14 protein-coding genes are annotated in these 20,910 nt (G+C 41.5%); 9 read left to right on the forward strand and 5 right to left on the reverse strand.

What is annotated here, in order from left to right:
- The first annotated feature begins 2 nt into the window (after positions 1–2).
- From HQM11_06995 to HQM11_07025, 7 genes are all read left to right on the forward strand, one after another.
- Entirely contained in the window at positions 3–1,547 is a 1,545-nt protein-coding gene (locus HQM11_06995) for a hypothetical protein (GenBank protein ID MBF0350761.1), read from the forward strand.
- A 2-nt stretch (positions 1,548–1,549) separates the two neighbouring features.
- Complete coding sequence (locus tag HQM11_07000; protein MBF0350762.1) at positions 1,550–3,514, forward strand: HAMP domain-containing protein; 1,965 nt, start codon at positions 1,550–1,552, stop codon at positions 3,512–3,514.
- Positions 3,511–6,810: a hypothetical protein gene (locus HQM11_07005; GenBank protein ID MBF0350763.1), complete on the forward strand. Its 3,300-nt coding sequence runs from the start codon at positions 3,511–3,513 to the stop codon at positions 6,808–6,810. The genes HQM11_07000 and HQM11_07005 overlap by 4 nt, the downstream gene beginning before the upstream one ends.
- Positions 6,811–6,857: 47 nt before the next feature.
- Positions 6,858–7,580 carry a cytochrome c biogenesis protein CcsA gene (gene ccsA, locus HQM11_07010; GenBank protein ID MBF0350764.1) on the forward strand — a complete coding sequence of 241 codons (723 nt, stop codon included), beginning with the start codon at positions 6,858–6,860 and terminating at the stop codon, positions 7,578–7,580.
- Positions 7,581–7,746: 166 nt separating this feature from the next.
- A complete protein-coding gene (gene ccmE / locus HQM11_07015; protein MBF0350765.1) occupies positions 7,747–8,181 on the forward strand; it encodes a cytochrome c maturation protein CcmE in 435 nt (144 codons plus the stop codon).
- Between the two features lie 15 nt (positions 8,182–8,196).
- Positions 8,197–10,413 (forward strand): PAS domain-containing protein, encoded by a 2,217-nt coding sequence (locus tag HQM11_07020; GenBank protein MBF0350766.1) that lies wholly within the window; start codon positions 8,197–8,199, stop codon positions 10,411–10,413.
- Between the two features lie 7 nt (positions 10,414–10,420).
- On the forward strand, positions 10,421–11,986 hold the full coding sequence (locus HQM11_07025) for a metallophosphoesterase (GenBank protein ID MBF0350767.1): 1,566 nt from the start codon (positions 10,421–10,423) through the stop codon (positions 11,984–11,986).
- Here HQM11_07025 and HQM11_07030 read toward each other — a convergent pair.
- Positions 11,983–13,044, reverse strand: coding sequence for a phosphotransferase (locus HQM11_07030; protein MBF0350768.1), 1,062 nt, complete (start codon positions 13,042–13,044; stop codon positions 11,983–11,985). The genes HQM11_07025 and HQM11_07030 overlap by 4 nt on opposite strands.
- A gap of 309 nt (positions 13,045–13,353) precedes the next feature.
- On the opposite strand from HQM11_07030, the gene HQM11_07035 reads away from it, so the two are divergent.
- Complete coding sequence (locus HQM11_07035; GenBank protein MBF0350769.1) at positions 13,354–15,942, forward strand: BamA/TamA family outer membrane protein; 2,589 nt, start codon at positions 13,354–13,356, stop codon at positions 15,940–15,942.
- Here HQM11_07035 and HQM11_07040 read toward each other — a convergent pair.
- A complete protein-coding gene (locus HQM11_07040; GenBank protein ID MBF0350770.1) occupies positions 15,939–16,292 on the reverse strand; it encodes a hypothetical protein in 354 nt (117 codons plus the stop codon). The genes HQM11_07035 and HQM11_07040 overlap by 4 nt on opposite strands.
- 10 nt (positions 16,293–16,302) lie before the next feature.
- Positions 16,303–16,911 (reverse strand): type 4a pilus biogenesis protein PilO, encoded by a 609-nt coding sequence (gene pilO / locus HQM11_07045; protein MBF0350771.1) that lies wholly within the window; start codon positions 16,909–16,911, stop codon positions 16,303–16,305.
- Positions 16,912–17,415: 504 nt separating this feature from the next.
- On the opposite strand from pilO, the gene HQM11_07050 reads away from it, so the two are divergent.
- Positions 17,416–18,855 (forward strand): LTA synthase family protein, encoded by a 1,440-nt coding sequence (locus HQM11_07050; protein MBF0350772.1) that lies wholly within the window; start codon positions 17,416–17,418, stop codon positions 18,853–18,855.
- A 4-nt stretch (positions 18,856–18,859) separates the two neighbouring features.
- On the opposite strand, the gene HQM11_07055 is transcribed toward HQM11_07050, so the two are convergent.
- Both HQM11_07055 and HQM11_07060 read right to left on the reverse strand, forming a co-directional pair.
- Positions 18,860–20,101 carry a hypothetical protein gene (locus tag HQM11_07055; protein ID MBF0350773.1) on the reverse strand — a complete coding sequence of 414 codons (1,242 nt, stop codon included), beginning with the start codon at positions 20,099–20,101 and terminating at the stop codon, positions 18,860–18,862.
- 28 nt (positions 20,102–20,129) lie between these two features.
- The gene (locus tag HQM11_07060) at positions 20,130–20,909 is read right to left on the reverse strand and encodes a prepilin peptidase (protein MBF0350774.1); all 780 of its coding nucleotides are present in this window, start codon (positions 20,907–20,909) and stop codon (positions 20,130–20,132) included.
- Position 20,910 lies beyond the last annotated feature (1 nt).

The following is a 20,910-nucleotide window of genomic DNA, read 5'->3' on the forward strand; positions in this document are numbered from 1 at the left end:
TATTGCAATCGGGATTTCTGGTTTTTACAATCATGATCATGGGTCTGATTCCTGATCTCTGGGGGATAACTCCACAGTATGGTGGAACATTTATTTACCGGGCGCCAGATAAGGTTCAAATACTTGATCCGCCTAGAATTGAAGACAATGTCAGTTATAATATTTCAGGCAATATCTATGAGGGTTTAGTACGATATCAGGGTGAGTCTGCGATTATTGAACCTTCCTTGGCCACACGTTGGGAAGTCTCAAAAGATGGATTGTATTGGACGTTTTTTTTGAGACATGAAGTAGTTTTTCATGACAATACAAAGCTTAACGCAAATGCTGTCTTATTTTCATTCATGAGACAGATGGATGAGCATCATCCGTATTATCGAGATGATTTTCTTTATAAAGATGTCATTTTCAGCCATGTAAAATCCCTTAGCGTTCTGGATGAATACACCATACAGTTTGAACTTTCCAAACCGTTCAGTCCATTTTTGCATCTACTGACTATGCCTCCAGCAAGGATCGTATCTCCCGATGCTGTCATGAAAAATCCAGATGAGTTTGGACTGCATCCTGTGGGAACGGGTCCTTTTTATGTCAAGGAATGGACTGAGCGTGATTTGGTGCTTGAACCATTCGGTGCGCATTGGGAGGGGCGTCCTTATCTGGATCGGGTCATCATTCAACCTGCAAAATATTTGAAGACGATGCTTCTAAGTATGAGGCAAGGTAATCTTCACCTTTCAGAAGGGGTTACCAGTCGTGAACTATTATGGGTTCGTGGTGATTCTGAAATAAAAATGAAAAAAACCGCGGCCAATTCGATCAAATTTATAGTTTTCCACACCCAAAAACCTCCATTAAACGACATTAGAATCCGTCGAGCTCTTCAAGATGTTTTGAACCGCAAAGGTTTGGTGAGTTGGTTATGGCAAGATAATGCGCTGCCGACCAATTCACCTGTTCCCCCAAGCAACTGGGCCTACAAAGCGGTTGATATTCCTGTGCAGAATCTTGAAAAAGCTAAAGAGTTGCTGAATGAAGTCATAACAGAACCGTTATCACTGAAAGTGGTTATGTTGCAAACCCGTGATACAGCATGGGAACGTTTTTTTGAGAGTTTTTCAGCGGCATGTTCACAGGTGAATGTTCAATTGAATGTGAAGACGTTAAAAGGAAAAGACTATCTTCAGGCAATGAAAACCGGCGATTATGATCTAATCTGGATGGGATGGTCTGGAGATCATGCGGATCCTGACAATTTTGTCTATCCCTTGCTTCATTCCATTAATGCGTATCCGGGAAGTTTTTCAAATTTATCTTATTACAGTAATCCCGTTATGGATGAATTGATTGAAAATGCTCAACGGGAAACCGTCATGGAAAAACGTCAACAGCTATATTATAAAATTCAGGAAATACTGGTTGAAGAAATTCCATGGATTCCGATACTTGTTCCACAGAATATTTATCTGTATCACCATTCTGTTCAGGATGTCAGTGTTACTGTGACCGGGAGGGTAAAGCTCGAAAAAATCTGGATTGAGAAATAATCATGCGTTGGTCCATCAAATATAAAATCATTATCCTTGCTGTTGCGGTATCGTTGTTGGCGGCATTCGTGGTGACATGGGTGAGCATTCGTCAGGTCACGTTGCAGGTCAACAAACAGTTGAATGAAACAGGCCAGGGCCTTCTTGAAAGCGTGCAGAATCATATTCGACAGGATCTGGAAAAAGCAGAAAGATTTGCAGATTTATTAGCGACTCATCATCAACTACGTGAATATCTTTTGCATCATGATGCGGAAACACTGGTTTCATGGTTGAACAAACAATCTGAAATGGAGATATATGCGTTGCTTGAAATATTTGATCGGGAGGGGAACCGTGTTGCGGTTAACCGATGGCTGAACAAGGACAGTGATGAATTGACGCCCTATTTGACCGATCAGAAAGACCCTGTTTTACAAGCAGCTCTGAAGTATCAAATATCTGCTGAAATCAAACAATTGACACAAGGTTTGTCCATTCGGGTGACAGTTCCGATTGTGGATATTATCACGATTAAGGTTCTGGGGGTTTGTGTGGTGAGTTTCCCCATGAATTATGACTGGATAGATCGAATCAGGGCTGAATCTCCCTATCATTTGGCTTTGATTGCCAACAGCCAGTCTAAATTAGCAACCAGCGTGATCACTCCAGAAGGTCGACGTATGGAAGAACTACCTGTTGAAATTTCCCAAAATATATCGGGCGATTTACCGGGGCAAATTGAACAAATATCATTGTTTGATCATTCCTATATGGTTCTGTTTGCGCCGATTTATGATCCGCGTTCCATTGCCCAGGGACAAATGATTGCCTTGATGCAGAGAGATTTGATCGAATCCACAACGGAACAGATTCTGAATGTACTGGTTTTTGTGGCATTGGCCACTGTTTTGGGGTGTGTGATCCTTGGAACTTTTGTTGCATACGGCATGACCAAACCTTTGCAACGTTTGATGGAAGCCATGCACCGGATTGCTGAAGGGGATCTGGACCAGACCATTAAAGTGAGTTCCAGAGATGAGATTGGTGAGCTAACACAGGCCGCTCAATGGATGCAGGATGAATTGAGAACCATCCAGGATCTTGTGGACAAGATGTTACAAACATTTCAATTGTTTGTGCCAACTCAGTTTCTAAGACATATCGCACATGATGGCATCGAAAATGTGAAGTTGGGAAATGCCCAACAGGAAACAGTCTCTGTCCTGTTTTCAGATATCCGTGGTTTTACGACAATTTCAGAATCCATGTCTCCACAGCAGTTGCTGGATTTTCTCAATCTTTTGTTTCGGCAGGTCGGAAAAGCCATTGAACAATATGGTTTTATTGACAAGTTTATTGGAGACGCGGTGATGGCTGTTTTTGAAGGGGAAGCAGAAGATTACAGCGGAGCGCAAAATGCGGTGACTACCGCGTTGATTATGCAAACAGCGTTGCAGAAATTCAGAAATGAAAATCATTCACCCGTAGAAATCGGGATTGGAATTAACACTGGACCTGTGGTGATTGGAACGGTTGGAACCTCAAGCAGGATGGATTCAACTGTGCTGGGAGATACCGTCAATCTGGCATCCCGCATGGAAGGGTTGACCAAAAATTATGGAGGGTCGTTGCTGATTTCGGAAAATACATTCAAACAGCTTCCAAACACCCACTGTTTTCAGATTCGAGCTGTTGACAAGGTTAGAGTGAAAGGTAAAAAAGAACCGATTACTGTGTATGAAGTATTTGATAATGATTCTCCTCCAGTTCTTGAAAAAAAACTGGGTATTCAGAATTTTCTCGAACAGGGACAAGCATTGTATTACTCTCGGCAGTGGCAAGAAGCTCTCGATTTATTTCAGAAATGTTTCAACCTTTTCCCGGAAGATGTAGTGAGCCAAATGTATTTGGATCGTTGCCGGGAATTTTTCCATCATCCCCCTCCCGGAGATTGGGATGGTGTCATTAGTATGAAAACAAAATGACTACAATTTATCGTTTTGTGTGGATATTAGGGATATGGAGCGTTCTTCATGGCATGATTCCCGGATTGATTTGGGCGGAAGAAGAAGGCTCAGCTAAGGGTAAACTGGCTGAACTTGAATGGCACACAATCGAAACCAGACACTTTTTCGTCCATTATCATGATGATATCGAAGAACTGGCACGCCTTTGCACTGTGTATGCTGAAGAATCTCATGAAATTCTCGCCCCCTTGCTGGATTGGGAACCCCAGCAAAAAACACACATGATTATTACCGATATTCTGGATAATCAGGATGGCAACGCACGCAATCTCCCTTATCCCATTTTACGAATTTATCCTTATCCGCCAACAATCAACAGTGCCATTGCTGAATATGAGAGCAGTGATTGGCTGCGTATCCTGATTTTACATGAATATGTCCACATTCTGAATCTGGACACAGTGGCGGGATATTCCAAAGTAGTGAGAGACTGGTTTGGTCGACCGGGGATTGCGTTCAATCCTTTAGCGGCAACGGGGTTTCTCCATCTGAACAGTCCAAATAACTTTGCTCCTCCCTGGTTGACAGAAGGATTGGCTGTATATCTTGAAACAGAACTGACTCACTCAGGACGGGGGATTAGTCCTAAGTCAGAAATGCTGTTCAGGATGGGAACGAAATTGAATGATTTGATCAGCCTGGACCAACTTGATTTTTATCGTTTGGGATTTCCAGGACAACATGCGTCCAGATATATTTATGGAGCCTATTTCCTTGATTATCTGATCAGTGAAAGATCTCCTGAATATGTTGGGAAACTCAATCATCTTCTGGCTGAATGGCCTCCATACATGGGAATACATATGCTGGAAGATGAATCAGGAGCCTATCTGGTAGCGGCTTATGAACGTTTTCTGGAATACACCAGGACAGAGCATGAGAAACGGTTGGCGATTCTTGAAACTCAGTCTTTGACCCAGTTTCAGGGAATCCAGACGCATGGTTTTTTACAACGAAATTTTGCGCTGTCTCCAGATGAACGAAAAATGGCCTTTGTCCTGATTGATGTCAAAGGACAGAAACATTTAAAACTGTGGCGGGAATATCCATTGACCGGGGGTTATTTCAGGGAACTGGCTCCGGCAGCAACTCAGGATGACCGATGGATTTATACGACATCTCAGGGAATTCCTGTTGAAGAATTTGAAACTTTAACCAATCAGGATGCACTTTCACTCAGTTGGCATCCTTCTGAAAAATATTTATTTTATACCGCCCTGTCTCCAGAAGGAATATATTCATTTCAGGAGCTTTTCGTTTATGACTTTAAAACCGCAAAAACACATCAACTGACCACAAATGCCAGAATTGGGGATGTGGATGTGTCACCTGACGGCAAATTTCTGATTGGTGTTGAAAGCGGGAAAGGGCATCAAAATCTGGTTCTGTATGAATTGACGGAAATCCCTGATTCTGGTGATAAACCACCATTTAAGGCAATGCGTCTGGATGTCTTGACCAAGCATCAATATTCTCGTGTGAGTCAACCCAAATGGGATCATCAGGGAAAAAGACTGGTGTATTCCCTGTCTGATCGCAAAGGGGATACTTTTCTGCCCATTATTGACATGGAATCCCGTCAGGAAATCAAGATTATCTCTCAGGGACACCTCCAATCTAATCCAGTCTGGGAACCTGGGGACAATGCCATTCTGTTTAGTTCTGATCACACTGGAGTCAGCAATATCTATCGTTACAGTCTGGAGTCAGAGGTCATGCTACCCATCACTCATGTTCTTGGTGGAGCGTTGGAACCTGTGATTTCAAGGCGAAAGGAAAGACTTTATTTTCAGAATTTTTATGGAGAAGGACTGGAACTGGCGTTTATTGAATGGAAAGCGGGGCAAACACGTTCAGAACCTTTGCCACAAATCACGCCTGTCTGGAAGCACCAACCGGAATTGGCTGTGGTGCGGGATGGTTCTGTCACCCAATCTGTGACAGAACCACAGGAGCCTTATTCTCCGTGGCAGAGCATGTTTCCGCAGTTCTGGTTTATTTATGCTGAAGATGCTCCGGGAGGTTACGCCTGGGGTTTGATCACAGCCGGGGTTGATGCGCTGGAAGAACAAGGGTATTACGGTGCGGTAACGTATGGAGAGGGGCAACCTTATTACCGGTTTTCCTATTATACAGACCACTGGTATCCAAATCTGAGTTTTTCATCTTCATTGCTTCCGCAACGATATTCCAAAATTCCTAATTTGAGACAGGGGTGGGAATTGCTGCAGGAACATGTTGTAGGTATTTCCTTCAAGCTGGATGACTGGTCTTTGGGGTTTAATTACCTCAATACCACAGAAACTCCATATGAAGACAGCGGGTTTCTGACTGAAGCCAATAAACGCGCTACCGAAAAATTGGCTACAGCACAAAATCCTTACCGAAGTGTCGGAGATTATTTCAAGCGTCGGACCTTTACCGGCAATCATCAAGGATTCAATTTGTTTTCCTCCTATTCTACAGTGTCTCATTTTCCCACGTCAATCAGTGAGGAATCCGGAAGCTATTTTTCGGTTGGTTATACGCATTATCCCACGTCTTTAGGTGATAATCCTGAAATAAAAACATTGGCCGGGGAAGATTTTGATGCGGCGGTACTGTACATGGAAAATACAGATCCGGGATTCAGCTACGATCAGCTCACACCTAGACGGGCAGAAACCCTTGCCAGTCTCCTCCATGCAAAAGAACAACTGGTGTCTAATGAGTATCAATTGCTGACAACCAGTTATGGCCACTTTTTTTCATCGCCCTGGCCCAGGAATGTGTTCCATTGGAATTTGAATGGGGGGGTTGGATTGAATGGAAGCGAGCTATCTGCGGAATTCATGACCAGAGTCAACATTCCAGTTCGTGGTTACAAATATGATCTGGAAACCGCTCGTCAATATATCAGCCAGACCATAGAATGGCGTATGCCGTTAGGGAGTGTTTTCAGAGGAATAGGTTTGATCCCTTTTTATTCGGAACAGGTGCATACCGCATTGTTTTATGATTATGCGGTATTTAGTGGGGGGTATACCGCCACAGACATTTATATTGGGGATGAATCATTTTTATTACGTGATGACCAGGGGGTGGCCACCCGTCGTGGGACTGGTTTTGAGCTTAAGCTGAGGAGCAAATATGGTTATCGTTTTCCTGTAGACCTGATTGTCAGGTATTCCTATGCTCCTGATATCAACAATATCGCGGGTATCGACGGCAAGAAGGGCTATCTGCTTGAACTGGATTATGAAACATCGTTTTAATACAGGCTTCAGTTTTGTAAATACTTGTATTATTGTCCATCCCTTTCATGTGTTTTGTTAATTTCTTTAGAGAAAGTAATATGAAACGATTAACTATTCTGGAATGGATCTCATATCTGTCTCTGGCTGGATGCGGGATCTGGATTTTTGTGGCGCCCATTGAATCGGAAATGGGATTTATTCAGAAAATAATGTATTTGCATTTGCCTTCAGTTCTGGTCACATATCTGGCTTTTTTTGTGGCCTTTGCCTGCAGTATTGCTTATTTGTGGAAACGGGACATTGTTTATGATCAGGTAGCCCGGTCTTCCGCGGAAGTCGGATTAATTTTTTGCGGGTTGGTTCTGGTAACAGGATCCATCTGGGGAAAACCAACATGGGGCACTTACTGGGTATGGGACGCCAGGCTGACCACAACACTCATTCTGTTTATGATTTTTTCAGGTTATTTCCTGCTACGGATGTTTGCGACAGACCACGAACAGCAAGCAAGACTTGCTGCAATTCTGGCGATTGTGGGATTTCTTGATATTCCTATCGTTCACCAGTCTGTCAAATGGTGGCGAACATTGCATCAGCCCACGACCTTGTTTAAAACAGAAAATGGTCAGGCTGCGGCATCTATTCCCAATGAACTGCTGATGCCACTCATGGCCTCGATGCTGGCGGCGTTAGTGTTTTACGTATTTCTGTTTTTAATGCGGTATGAGGTGGAAAAACGCCATCATGAACTTCAGGAAAAAATTGCGGATCAGCATTTTCATTCATAAACTATTGCCAAGGTGTTTTTATGCCAATGAATCTCGATTATGTCCTTGCTTCATACGGAATTACATGTGGAGTTTTTTTGATTTACATCGTTGTGATGAAATTAAAATTACGTGAATATAACAAACAGATGGGGGCGCACCCTGAATCAGAAAATGGAGACAAATTATGAAAACAAAATATAAATTTTTAATTGGCGGACTAGTTGTATTCGGCGCGATTGTGGCACTGTCCATTGTTGGGCTTCAGGAAATGACGGTCTTTTTTTATACACCTCAGGAAATTCTGGCCGCGCCAGATGATTTTCAGGAAAAAACAATTCGAATTGGTGCCATGGTGGAGAAGGGATCTATCGATTGGGATGCTGGAAAAATTAAACTGGCATTCAGAATGACAGAAGACTCTCAACATTATATTCCTGTAGTATATCATGGGGTCAAACCTGATATGTTCAAAGAAGGACAGGGGGTTGTGGTGCAGGGGCAACTTGAGGGAGATACTTTTTATGCGGATGAATTACTGGTGAAACATAGCGAAGATTATAAACTCGAAGCGGGTGACCATAAAAATAAACAAGAAATGTACAAATCTTTGATGCAGTAACCCCGGTCTCTTCTCATGTCTGCCATTATCCGGGAAATCAAACAGCGTCTTGGGGATTTGCTGGAAACAGATCCCCGAATCCGCAATCGGCTGTTAGCAACAGTTGTTCTGTTGTTTTTGATCATTTTTCTTGTTTTTTTTGATATCCAACAGGGATTTTCAGAATGGGAAAATATCAATTCCAAATTGAGCATTTTTGTAGCTCTCAACATCAATCTGGTGTTGTTGGTTCTGGTATTTTATCTCATTCTCAAAAACATTCTGAAACTGGCCTATGAACGTCACAAGCATGCTATTGGCGTTAATTTAAAAACAAAACTGATCATTTCATTTCTCCTCCTCTCATTTCCAGCAACAATTTTCCATTTGTTCGCCAGTGGTTTTATCGCCTCAACACTGGAAAACTGGCTCACTGGTCAGCATAAATCCGTCATACATAATGCTCAGAAAGTTGCGGATGCTTATCATCGAAATCTGAAAAACATCATGGATTTACAAGGGTGGGTGGTTGAAGCGAACCTTCAGCGTCATCCTGAACTTCTGGAATATCCCTCTTCACTGGATCATATTCTTACCAAGGAAATGGGGGAAGGGATTATTCTTTATAATCAGAATCATGAAATGATGTATCAGGCATTGCGCAATACAGATTCCCAGAAATACTGGAAACCTTTGTCATCGACAGAATGGGAACAAATTGATATAGCGCCGGTTGCCTGGCTGGTAGAAGAATTGGAGGATCGGTTTATTTATCGTCATTTAAGAAATATGAAAGTCAGGGAACAGCGTTGGATACTGGAAATATTTCTGCCGGCCACCAAAAGTGTGACATTGGCCATCAATGAAATTGCTGAACAGGAACAGAATTCCAAGGTGATTTTTGAGTCGGAACAATTGGTCAAACAATACTATGTCATCATCTTTCTGTTCATGACCTTGTTTATCATTTTTGTGGCAATCTGGCTTGCTTTCTATCTGGCGCGGGGGTTTGTGAATCCCATTGAAAAACTTGCGATCGCGACCCAGCAGGTTGCTGAGGGGGCGTTGGGATATCAGGTCGAGAAATCAACCATGATGCTTGATCGTGATTTTGAGTTATTGATTGATTCGTTCAACTCCATGAGTAATCAATTGCTCGAAAATCAGTTGGCGTTAGCTCAGACCACGGAAAATCTTAGAAAAAGCCATATAATTCTTGAAGAACACACACGGTTTGTGGAACTGGTGCTGGAAAATATAAAAACCGGAGTGATGTCTGTTGATATGGAAGGAAGGGTTAATGGGTTGAACCGGGCGGCATTGTCGTTGCTGGAAGTTAAAATGAAAGATTATCACAATATCCATTATAGGGATTTATTATCCACGGATGCTCTGGAACCTCTGGATGAAATGTTCCACCAGATTCAGCAACAAACAGATTTCACCATATCAAGAAATTTGAGTATGACCAAAAGCGGAGTGCCGGTTCATGTTTCTATGACCGCGTTGATTTTAAAAAATCCGGAAGGTAATACCGAAGGGATGATTGCTGTGTTTGAAAATATTACGGAAATACAACGCTTGCAGCGGGCACGAGCATGGCGTGAAGTCGCACGCAGAATTGCTCATGAAATCAAAAATCCTTTAACCCCCATTCAGCTTTCTGCAGAAAGAATCCGGCATAAATACAGCCGATTGATTGAGGATGGAGATACGCTGGATAAATCAACGAAAACTATTATTCGGGAAGTAGAACAGCTTAAAAAAATGGTCAGTGAGTTTTCAAAATTCGCACGATTGCCTGAATCTAATCCTCAACAAGACAATCTCAATGACATTATTGAGGAAACAGTCCAATTGTATCATGCGATTCCACCGGAAATTGTTTTAAAAACCAGACTTTCACCCAAGCTTCCCAGATTTTCCGTGGACCGTGAACAGATCAAACGTGTGTTTATTAATCTCATTGACAATGCGATTGCCGCTATTGATAAGAGTGGTGAAATTCTGATACAGACAGAATATGATGCTGTGTTTAAAATCGTTCGCATTGATGTGATTGACTCTGGTCCCGGAATTGATCCTGCCATCCTTAATCGTTTATTTGAACCCTATGCGACCACAAAAAAACATGGGACAGGTTTGGGGTTAACCATTGCGAGTCAAATTATCTCGGATCATCAGGGATTTATTCGCCACAAAAAACCGAAAAATGGAGGAGCCTGCTTTTCAATTGAACTACCTGCTGTGTAAGAACCTTGTGCGCCTGATCTTGCTGATAACAGTTGGAAGCTCAATTATATTTTTGTTTGCTGGTAATTCAGCCGGTGCTGATTCAAACTCCAGAGTCCTTGAAATTGTCGTAACGTCAGACTTACATGGAAATCTGGGGGATGAAACAAATTCATTTTCTCCTGCCGGAATCACGACTCTAGTACCTTTGATTCACTCCCTCAGACAAAATAATCCGAATTTAATCCTGCTGGATGCAGGTGATACATTAAATGGTGACAGGCTATCCTATTACATGGATAAGGTGATGGCTCATCCCGTTCCTCCATGGCCAATCATCCAGCTTATGAACGCTCTTGAGTATGATGCGGTTGTTCCTGGAAATCATGATTTCGATTGGCCTGCTTCCGTTTTTGTCCGTTCCATCCAAATGTCTCAATTTCCCTGGATTTCAGCCAATATCAAGAATCATTCAATAGAAAACCTGTTTTTAGCCCAATATCGGATTATTCAACGACAAGGACTAAGGATCGGTATTCTTGGTTTGACAACGCCAGGAGTCCCCTTATGGGTTGATACCTCCAATTTAGGAACATTGGTGGTTGACGACATGGTTTCAGCGGCCCGGCATTGGAGTCAGGTTTTAAAACCGCAGGTAGATATTTTGATAGGTTTGTTTCATAGCGGCGAAGAAGCTGATTATGATTATCAGGAAAGCTTGCTAAAACAGATTCCAATGCCAAATGCATCAGGAATAATCGCGGATTCTATCTCTGATTTTGATCTGATCATTGCAGGACATACGCATAAAATATTCCCTCGAACTCAAAAATCGATGCCCGGTTCTTTCATTATGCCGTTGATACTTCCGGGAAGTCATGGCGAAGGACTCATGGATATTCAACTGCACCTGAAATTCATAAATGGAAGATGGAATGTGACTCAAACAATGGCTGAATTTAAAAGGCCTCTTAAAAAATCTCTCACAGACCAAAGTAATAAAACTCTTGCGTATCTTGACCCATGGATGAAGGGGGTTAATCAATATTTTGATGCAAAGACTGCAATCCAATTTGTAAAGGATCCTGCAAAAATAGAACTGGAATCCTGTGGTCGTCAGTTATCGTATGACGCATTGGTTTATTTTGAAGGGAATGGAGATGCCGCGGTGCTTTCAAATTGGAAATGGAACAGGATGCCAAAAAAAATTGCAGGAATCTACCTTTCCAGAAAACATTTGTTTGATTGGATGCCATACTTTAATAAGATTGTGAGAGCTTCAATTAGTGGGAGTCAACTTACAATGCTGAAACGATTGGAGCGGAAAAAGCAAAAACGTCCTGGAAGGCAGATTTATGTTGTTCCAGACCTGGATCAAAAAAAATTGGTTGCTGACCAGTTTTATTCCATATGGTTCACCAATTATCACTGGAATGGCGGATCAGGAATTACACTGGAAAGCTTGATTGAACCGGAACAGAAGCGCAATTTGAGTCAGCAGATTCTTCAGGAATATATCTTTTATTATCTCCGGAAATTTCCAGAACAATTACCAGAGATTTGTAAAGGTTTTTTGAAATCTGTTGGGGATTAAGGATGTGTTTGTTGTTTGACAAAGTTATGAAGCCATGTTTTAGAACACAGGTTGGGATCCTGACTCCATTGATAGAATAATTCCTTTAGCGCTGTCCATTGGCTCAAAGCTGGATGATTTGAGAGAAGTTGGAAAATATCATGGATCGTTCCGGGAATGGCATCCAGAAAATAAAATTTCCCTTTTTGCGACGGAAGAAAACCATACGTGCCAAGGGAACGTAACCGTCGAATCAATACAAAATTATAAAGAGTCTCTGTAAATTCAGCGTGAGACGGTTTCATCGTAGACGGAAGTTCATCCAGATATGTTTCAATTAATAGTTGTCGGAGCGGTTCGTTCAATCGAGCTTTGGAGGCATAAAGCATGGTGGCAACATCATAATGAATTGCACCGGGGCATCCAGATTGATAATCAATAAAACAGGGGTGATTCTTTTTCCACATGATATTTCTGGACTGGAAATCCCGATATACAAAGGATTGGCGTTCAATCTTGTCCAGTTGTAAAGCCAGTTGCTCCAGTTCCTGTTGAATCATGCCTGATTTGGGGTAATTGCTGGCAAACAGATTCCAGAAATATTGCTCAAAATACCTCAAGTCTGTCATAAAAGTATTGTAATCCAGGATTTTATCCATATAGCAAAATTGATAATCAAGCCCTTGATGACCCTGCAATTGAAGCTTCGGAAGCCAGTGTATGACCTGATGGTAATAATTCTGGATCAGTTTGGCATCCTGTGGATTGTCGGGATCAAGTGGTTGAAGCATATCCGCCAGAGTGATGTCACCCAGATCTTCAAGCAGATAACAGCCATGATTTAGATCCGTTTGATAAATATCTGGTACAGGAATGCCATATTGGGCAAAGTGACGCGATAACAGAATAAAAGCTTCATTTTCCAAACGATGTGAGTTGGTCACACCGACAAAAGAAAAACCATCAGGACGAAAGAAACGATAAATCTCTCTATCTGAACCATCTCCCTTCAGTGGCTTGGGATCGGATATTTGGGAGCCAAAATGTTGTTTTGCCAAGTTTGTTAAAGATTGTAGCATTATTCGGTTCTCAGCAAGTAATGTAGTCAAATATTTTATAATTGTGTTTCTCTGATGTGCGGTTTTTCCAGACTACTAACCAGAAATTCTTTTGCAAGGCCGCATGATTCCATGAGGGCTGTAATTAGTTTTTTTGTTATCATTTTCTGGTTGTTGCCGCTACAAAATTTATTTGCCCAGAATAATGACTGGCCTCATTATAAAATTGAGGTTCACTATCACGATGAATCCAGGGTGTTGCAAGGAAAATGTTCAATCACCTTTAACCCTCAGATTTATTCTGGACGTGAATTGATAGTGAGTTTGCCTATGAACCGTTTTGCTTCGATTGATCACCGGGGCACACGTAAAATTTTGGAAACTCCTGTTTTTGCATTAGATTCTTACAGCAGACTGAAAGATGATCCTTTGTTTCCCTATGGGTTCCAAAAAGGATTTACCAAGATTGACTCTCTTACAGATACCAACAACCGGCCAATTCCATTTTCCATCGAGAATAACCCGGATCTGCCTGTTGGATACAGCACGGAACATGGACTATTACGAGTTTCTCTTGAAGAGGCAATTCCTGAAAATACGCTTGTTTTTGAATTTACTACCAAATTGCCGGTACGGTTTCAGGACGGACTTGTCTTTAAGGAATTGATGGTAGTTGAATGGCACCCAGTTTTGCTGTCCTACAAGCATGGAACATGGATAAAGGATATGATGGAACCATCTCCTGGAATCTATGAAGTCATGTGGACTGCTGATACTACAGGACTTTTAATCACTTCGGCTGGAGATCTGGAATACGGCCAAGCCAGGCAACATGTCAAACTTGAACAAGTCCAGCCGCTCAAATATTTTCCACTGATTTTCTCACCGAATTATTCTCGATTGAATACTGGACATCCGGTAATCGAGTCCTATTATTTTTCAGAAGATCTACGTCGTGCCCAATTACTACAGATCTGGGGGGAAGAATTTCTTGATTATATGGCCTCTGAATTTGATTTGAAGCAACCGTGGGACAAAATCAGAATAGTGGAGGTGAGAGGCAATTATGAAGATATCAGGGTTGTCAATAATCTCATATTGGTCACGATTCCTCATTACAAACGCAGCACCTTTATGGACAGGCGAGTATTGGGCTTTTTTTCGCGTGGTATGGCAGAATTATGGTTTGGTGAGAAGGTTTGGGCCAATGAGGATACGCAATTATGGTTGCATATGGGACTGCCAGCCTTTTTCAGTCTGAAATTTTTTGAATATAAATATGGGCTTGACGCTAGAATTTTTGATTTTTTTGACTGGCTGAATCCTCACTATCGGGAGCACTTTTTTGAAAGCATGGTGCGCGGAGTGAATCCGGCTTTGGAAGTACCGATTATGTCTAAAATTTCAAAGTTATCCGACTATCGGGTCTATCTGAAATTTGCGACTTATAAGACAGCATTGGTATTTTCCATGTTACAGTATCTGACCGGAAATGCTGCTTTCAGGAAAGGACTTCGTCATTTTTTTGAAAATAATCAGTATCAGGTGGTGACCTTAAAGGATATTCATCAATCTATGGAGCAAATGTATCCTGAACCGCTGGATTGGTTTTTTTTGCAATGGTTCTATACCACAGATACAATGGATTACGGGATTCGTGAATTCACGTATGATGAATTGCCAGCGGGAGGATATGAAGTCAGGGTTGTTATTGAAAAAAAAGACAAAGGACAGATGCCGGTTGATGTTGTTATTGAAACCGAAGATGAGCAGGTGATCCATAAACGCGCATTGGGAAATCAGGATATTGAGATGATCCGATTTATTACCGTCTCTCCTCCTGTATCCATATCTTTGGATCCTGATGAAATATTATTGGAGACTGATAGACAAAACAACCAATCATTTCATTATTTCAGAGTCCGTTTTGCGTTTGACTGGCAGAAAAACAGGGAAATTCTGATCACGTTGGTTCCTAGAGGAAGCAGTAATGCATTTGATGGCAACCATATTGGTTTGGAAACCAGACATGTTATTGGTGATTATATCTATAATGTGACACCTGGCTATGGAACAAAAAACGAACAGCTTACCTATCAATCCTCTGTTGAACGAAGGAATTTGTTGGGAATTAAGGGGTTTGTCGCCAATGTTAATCTTTCCCGGATTGGAGGTATTTTATCGAAAGGAGTGGGACTCCTTTATAGTTCGCCTCAACATCAGGAAAAATACTCTTACAATTATGCCGTCAATCTGGCCCAGCAAGCAGCTTTTAAAGCCAGAAAAACGTCGTCAGGTATCTCTTCAGATATCATTGAAACAGGGGATACCAGCAATATTTCCATATCACATACCAGCAACATTGGATTTGGAAATATATATTATCTGGAATTCAATCTGGGATTCGAAAAACCAGTTCTCGCATTGGGGTCTGATTTTGACTACACACTTTGGACTGCTAAAATCCAGCATGCGATCAAAACAGGTTTTCGTAAAAGAATTGACTGGGAATGGATAGGGGGAACGACCCAAGGAACCAGTCCATTACAGAAACATCACCAACTTGGCAGTCCAACGGTATTGAGAGGTTATCCCCAAAGGACAATCCTGCGGGATGAAAATTTGCTGGCAATGCGGTGTGATTTTTCATTTCCGGTTATTTCTTCACAGTGGTGGGGGGATATCTCATCACTTGGAGTTTTAGGAGGTATTTTTTATGATATGGGTAAAGTTTGGGGTAATGATGTGAATCCTGCGGATGTACCACTTCGTCAGGATGTTGGTGTTGGTCTGGTATGGAACATCAATGCCGTTTCATTGGCAGAAGCCCCCTTGAAAATTGAAGTTGCCTACCCTCTCAATGATCCGGAATTTACCAAGCCACAGCTTATTCTATTTGAAGTATTAAGCATTTTTTAAGGTTCTATCCTGAGTGTCGTTTGTGTTTCCTGATGCCCAAGAATAACGAATCCAGAATCTATTTTCAAAATCCTGTAGGATTTTGCTTCTTCTCCTGTTTTCAGAATATATTTTAGGTCGTTAATCTGAATATAAGCGTGTGCAATGCCATCAATTCTTCCAATCGCCAGAAGTTTTGGTTCTGACTGATTTGCTACAGATTTTGCTGAATCTGAAGGTTTTGGTGCACTTGCGGGAACAGGCTTAGTCGGTTGAATCAGGCTGGAAAAAGGATCCCTTTCCTGAGCCGATGTTGATGATGGGAACATTAATAAAAAAAGGATCAGCGTAGTTGGAATGAAGGGTATCATGGTTCAAGGATTATTGAAGGTTGATCGCATTCGGCGATTGAGTTTGGGATAAGGCATAACGATGATAGACACTCAGGGAAATGTTGATTTTTAAATCTGGTGTGACTGTTTTTGAAACCTGATTCTCAATGTGAAGTTTTCGGATGTTGATCAGGATAGGAAGTTCCTGAATTTTTTTAATAAACTGGATCAATTGACGGTATTGGCCGGTTAGTTCCAGAACAATGCTAAGTTCAGCATAATGTTCAAACGGTTTTTCAGGGGGGATAACCTGCCGTAACAGTTTGATTTGGCTTTCTTTGACTACTTTAAAAAGATGCTGATTTAATTCAGCAATATTCCATTCCAGCGGGAGCGCTCTGTCGATAAGTTGCATTTGCTCCTGAATCCTTTGTTTTTCAGCCTCAAAATGTGTTTGATGCCGCTCATATTGTTGTAGTTCATTCAGAGCCTGAACAGATTCCGTGAGTTTTTTTTCCAATCGGGTTTTGTCGTTTAATGCGGGTCTGAGTTTCAGATTATAAAACATCATCATGCATAATATAATGCCCAGAATGATTAGAAGCAGTTTTTTTTGTTCATGATTCCAATTGCCTGGAATTGATAAAATAGTATTCATCAGGATTGTTCAGTTATGTCAGTATTGATATTAGTTCAGCTTATTACATTTATGGGGATATTCTTTCTGGCTCGCCTGGTTTTCCTTATATATTACTGGGAATTTTTTGACAAATATTCTTTCAATGAATTGTTGTGGAGTTTTATTCATGGCGTCAGGTTTGATCTGGTTGTGATCCTTAAGTTATCACTCGTACTGCTAATACCAGTGTTGTTGAGCTATGGAAAGATTCAACGTATATTTCTCAGAATTCTCCCCTATTATCTTTGGGGATGCATGTTCTTTTTTCTATTATTGCATGTATCGGATCTGACATATTATCGTACAATCGGAAGACGACTTTCTTTTGAGTTTTTCACAATTGGGGGAGACATCCTGCCTGTTGCTAAGTTAGCGTTTACGTCATTTTTTTGGGAGTCCGCAGGGGGTGTGCTGGTTACAGTTCTGTTTACATGGGGCTGGTTTCGGTTATGGAGAGCAATCTCTCAGAATAGAAATTCTGGTTTGAAACCCTCCCTTGTGAACTGGGGGCAACGGTTGGTTTTACTTGTTGTTCTGGCTATCGGGGCTAGAGGTGGGCTACAGAGCAAACCGTTATCCCAATCAATGGCCTTTCAAAATGAACCACTGCCGCTTGGACATCTGACATTGAGTGCTCCATTCACGGTGATGGAGCAAATGACCATGGACAGGATCCATAAATTAGCATGGTTATCAGAGGATGACTCTTTGAAAATTGCCAGGAATCTGGTGAAAAATCACAAAACCAATGAGATTTTTCTGGACAAGGAACATGCGTTTTATCGGATATCCCAACAGGAACATACCACCGGACAAAAGCCATTGAATGTGGTCGTAATTATGCTGGAAAGCTGGACTGCACGGTACATGGCGTCTTTTGGGGGACCTGTTGCATCGACTCCAAATTTTGATAGTTTGTGTAAAAAAGGCCAGGTCTTTGATCAATTTTATGCCAATGGATCGCGTTCCATTATTGGTATTGCCTCAGTTCTGGCCTCTATTCCGGGATTCACGGACGCTCAGGTTATCATGGGGGCGTTCACACAAAATACCATGACTTCGTTTCCACAAATTCTGGAACAAAATGGCTATCAAACGCTCTTCCTTCATGGTGGGTTTGAAGGAAGCCTGGGAATTCATGATTTTGCGAGAAAACTTGGTTATGATAAGGTAATCGCTAAAGAAAATTTTGAAAATCCTGACAACAAATGGGATGGTTTATGGGGGATCTGGGATCATTTTCAATTTGAGAGATTCAAACAGGAACTGGATTCGTTACAGGAACCATTTCATGGGGCAATTTTTACATCATCGTCCCACCAGCCCTTTCATCTTCCTGATCCTGAATTTTCTGTTTTTGATTCTTCAGTTCCAGATTATGAATGGTTAAATGCCCTGCACTATTCAGATTGGGCTCTAGGACAGTTTTTTGAACAAGCCAAGTCTTCATCGTGGTTTAAGAATACGGTGTTTGTTATTACAGCGGATCACACCATCTGGGCACATCGTGGAAAGGCGGTCGAAAATGCTCACATACCGTTGTTGATATATTCACCCTCAGAAGTCATTGCTCCGGGAATAAATCATACCATAGGTTCCCAAGTGGATATATTGCCATCCATGATAGATTTGCTAGGCCTTTCGACGGCTCATTCGTCTATGGGGAAAAGCCTGTTTTCAGAAACCAGTGAGTCCTTTGCCTTGTTTAATTCTGTCATCTATTTGTGGATCACACCAGATTATGCACTCAGCTTTGTGGATAACAAGTTAGCATCCATCTATAATAATCATACAAAAGTTTTGCAGGAAAAAATCAATTTTACAAAACTGCCTTCGGACATTCAGTCTGAAATCCGCACATACCTAGGCTATACCCAGACAGCGCATAATACGCTCATTACCAATTCTATTGCGCCCTGGTAGGTTGTTATTGAAAAATTGTATGTTTCAATTCGATATTCAAAACAAATTCTGTGACTTCTCTCTGATAAAGTTCGACTTTTTGTTGTAATTTAAAATGAACGTTTTGGATGAGTGAATTACTTTTCAATGAGACAAGCACTTGCGGAATTAATTCCGGATCAATCGTGAAGAGTGCCACCTCTACTTTGCCATCCTGATAATCCAGCGATTTAACCCAGACACCTTGAATGGGCGAAATGATTTGATCCAGAACAGAGTGCGCCAGCGAAGAATAGGTCTTTAAATGTTGATAAAGCGCATTGACCTGAAGAAAATGGTTTTGCTGTGCGGTATAATCATTGAGAAGTTGGAGTTGAATTCGACGTTCATCCGTTTTAAGCATGGCCTGCGTCAATTCGGTTTTGATATGATCTATGGAATTGCGAGTGTATTGATGCCAAATAAGAATTCCTGAAATTAATAGGGAGGGGACTGCAATTAACAGGGATTTTTGATATTTTGCGAGATTCTGTGATTTCTGTACATTCCAGGAAAAAGGATGTCGGGTTGAGGTTTGGGAAAATTGCCCTTGGGAAATTAAATTTTCAATGGTCAGAGTATTTGTCGCCTCATCTTGATTAACAGAGATCGTTAGACAGGTTAGTTGTTGAGTCTCCAACTGTTTCATATCTGCGAGCAGCAGTAATGCCTGTTGCCGGTCAGTTGCATGGATATTTACCCATTGCTGAATTTTTCCTCGTTGGGTTTGGATAAACGTGTATTTAGCGGCTGTTTCGAGAAGAATATGATGGTTAGGATATTGCTGTAATTCTGGAATGCACAAATAAGTGAGTGGTATTGATTCAATAGGGGTTCGAGACAGTTTTTGCAGAACTTTAATCAATGCTTGTGTTGCGAAGGACATCATCGAACAGAATAACGCACCGAATTGTGTGCCATCTTCTAAAAAACAGAAACCCACAGAAGAATCCAGTATATGAGGGGTTTGGAACCGATTCCTGATATATTGGGTAATTTCTTCGTTGTTTAAGGATGTGAATAACTGTTCATGGGAATTCATCACCCAGGGATATTCAAGCAATAGAATAATTTTTGAATATTTTTTTTGAGGGAATAGTTCGGCAATGGATTGGGGTGAATTATCGGATGGATACGTGGTAGAAAATATTTGTTTTCCATTTGATAGCCCCCACACTTGGTGGGGCCCCAGGATCAGATAAAAAATATCTTTTGAGAATAACCGCATCAGTATTCGGCGTTAATATAAATCACAATTATTCAAAAATGAAAGGCTTCATGATATTGGTCAATGGATGATCAATATGTTGAATCAAATAGACCAAACTGCCTCCCAGACATAAAAAAGGAGCAAAAGGGATTTGAGTGCTTCCAACGGGCTGTTTTTTGATGATCAACACACCCACACCTATTATTAAGCCACTGATTGCCGCCAGTAAAACCACCAGACTTAATCCTTGCCAACCCGTCCATAGTGCAACCAGTCCCAGCACAGCCGCGTCTCCATCGCCCAATCCTGGCCGGCGCCTCAGGGTTTCATAAAAAAAACCAATAAAATAAAAAGCTCCCGCAGCCACTAGCATGCCTGTCAGAAAAGATAAAAGCTGATTGGTTTCAAACAGAATAATCCAGGTGACACGCAGACAAATTCCTCCTACAATGATCCGTGGTTCTATGGTCATTGTATTCCAGTCGATGACGGCAATGATGATCAGCAGATATAGCAACAGCAATTCATTAATTATTGACAGAGAATAGCCACGCCAGAGAAACAACCCAATAGTTCCCATGAACGTCAGACATTCAATCAGCAATGGTTGAAGGGGGAGTGGATTGTCGCAGGATTGGCATTTTTTTCCAGCAAGCCAGTATCCTGCCAGTGGAATATTCAACAAAACCGGGAGTTGGTTCTGGCAGGAGTTGCATGTGCCGAGAGAAAATAAGGGGAGATCATCAGGCATACGTTGAATACACCGGTTCAGAATAATGCTGCTGAAACCTCCCAGAATGATAATGCCTAAAAACTCAAGGATCATG

The sequence above is a fragment of the SAR324 cluster bacterium genome (genome assembly GCA_015232315.1).
In the GTDB taxonomy this organism is placed as follows: Bacteria; SAR324; SAR324; order SAR324; family NAC60-12; genus JADFZZ01.

Bases quoted from the DNA above. Each gene is read 5' to 3' on its own strand.
- HQM11_07000 (MBF0350762.1), top strand. From the start codon at position 1,550: ATGCGTTGGTCCATCAAATATAAAATCATTATCCTTGCTGTTGCGGTA.
- HQM11_07005 (MBF0350763.1), top strand. From the start codon at position 3,511: ATGACTACAATTTATCGTTTTGTGTGGATATTAGGGATATGGAGCGTT.
- ccsA (MBF0350764.1), top strand. From the start codon at position 6,858: ATGTGTTTTGTTAATTTCTTTAGAGAAAGTAATATGAAACGATTAACT.
- ccmE (MBF0350765.1), top strand. From the start codon at position 7,747: ATGAAAACAAAATATAAATTTTTAATTGGCGGACTAGTTGTATTCGGC.
- HQM11_07020 (MBF0350766.1), top strand. From the start codon at position 8,197: ATGTCTGCCATTATCCGGGAAATCAAACAGCGTCTTGGGGATTTGCTG.
- HQM11_07030 (MBF0350768.1), bottom strand. From the start codon at position 13,044: ATGCTACAATCTTTAACAAACTTGGCAAAACAACATTTTGGCTCCCAA.
- HQM11_07035 (MBF0350769.1), top strand. From the start codon at position 13,354: ATGAACCGTTTTGCTTCGATTGATCACCGGGGCACACGTAAAATTTTG.
- HQM11_07040 (MBF0350770.1), bottom strand. From the start codon at position 16,292: ATGATACCCTTCATTCCAACTACGCTGATCCTTTTTTTATTAATGTTC.
- pilO (MBF0350771.1), bottom strand. From the start codon at position 16,911: ATGAATACTATTTTATCAATTCCAGGCAATTGGAATCATGAACAAAAA.
- HQM11_07055 (MBF0350773.1), bottom strand. From the start codon at position 20,101: ATGCGGTTATTCTCAAAAGATATTTTTTATCTGATCCTGGGGCCCCAC.
- HQM11_07060 (MBF0350774.1), bottom strand. From the start codon at position 20,909: ATGATCCTTGAGTTTTTAGGCATTATCATTCTGGGAGGTTTCAGCAGC.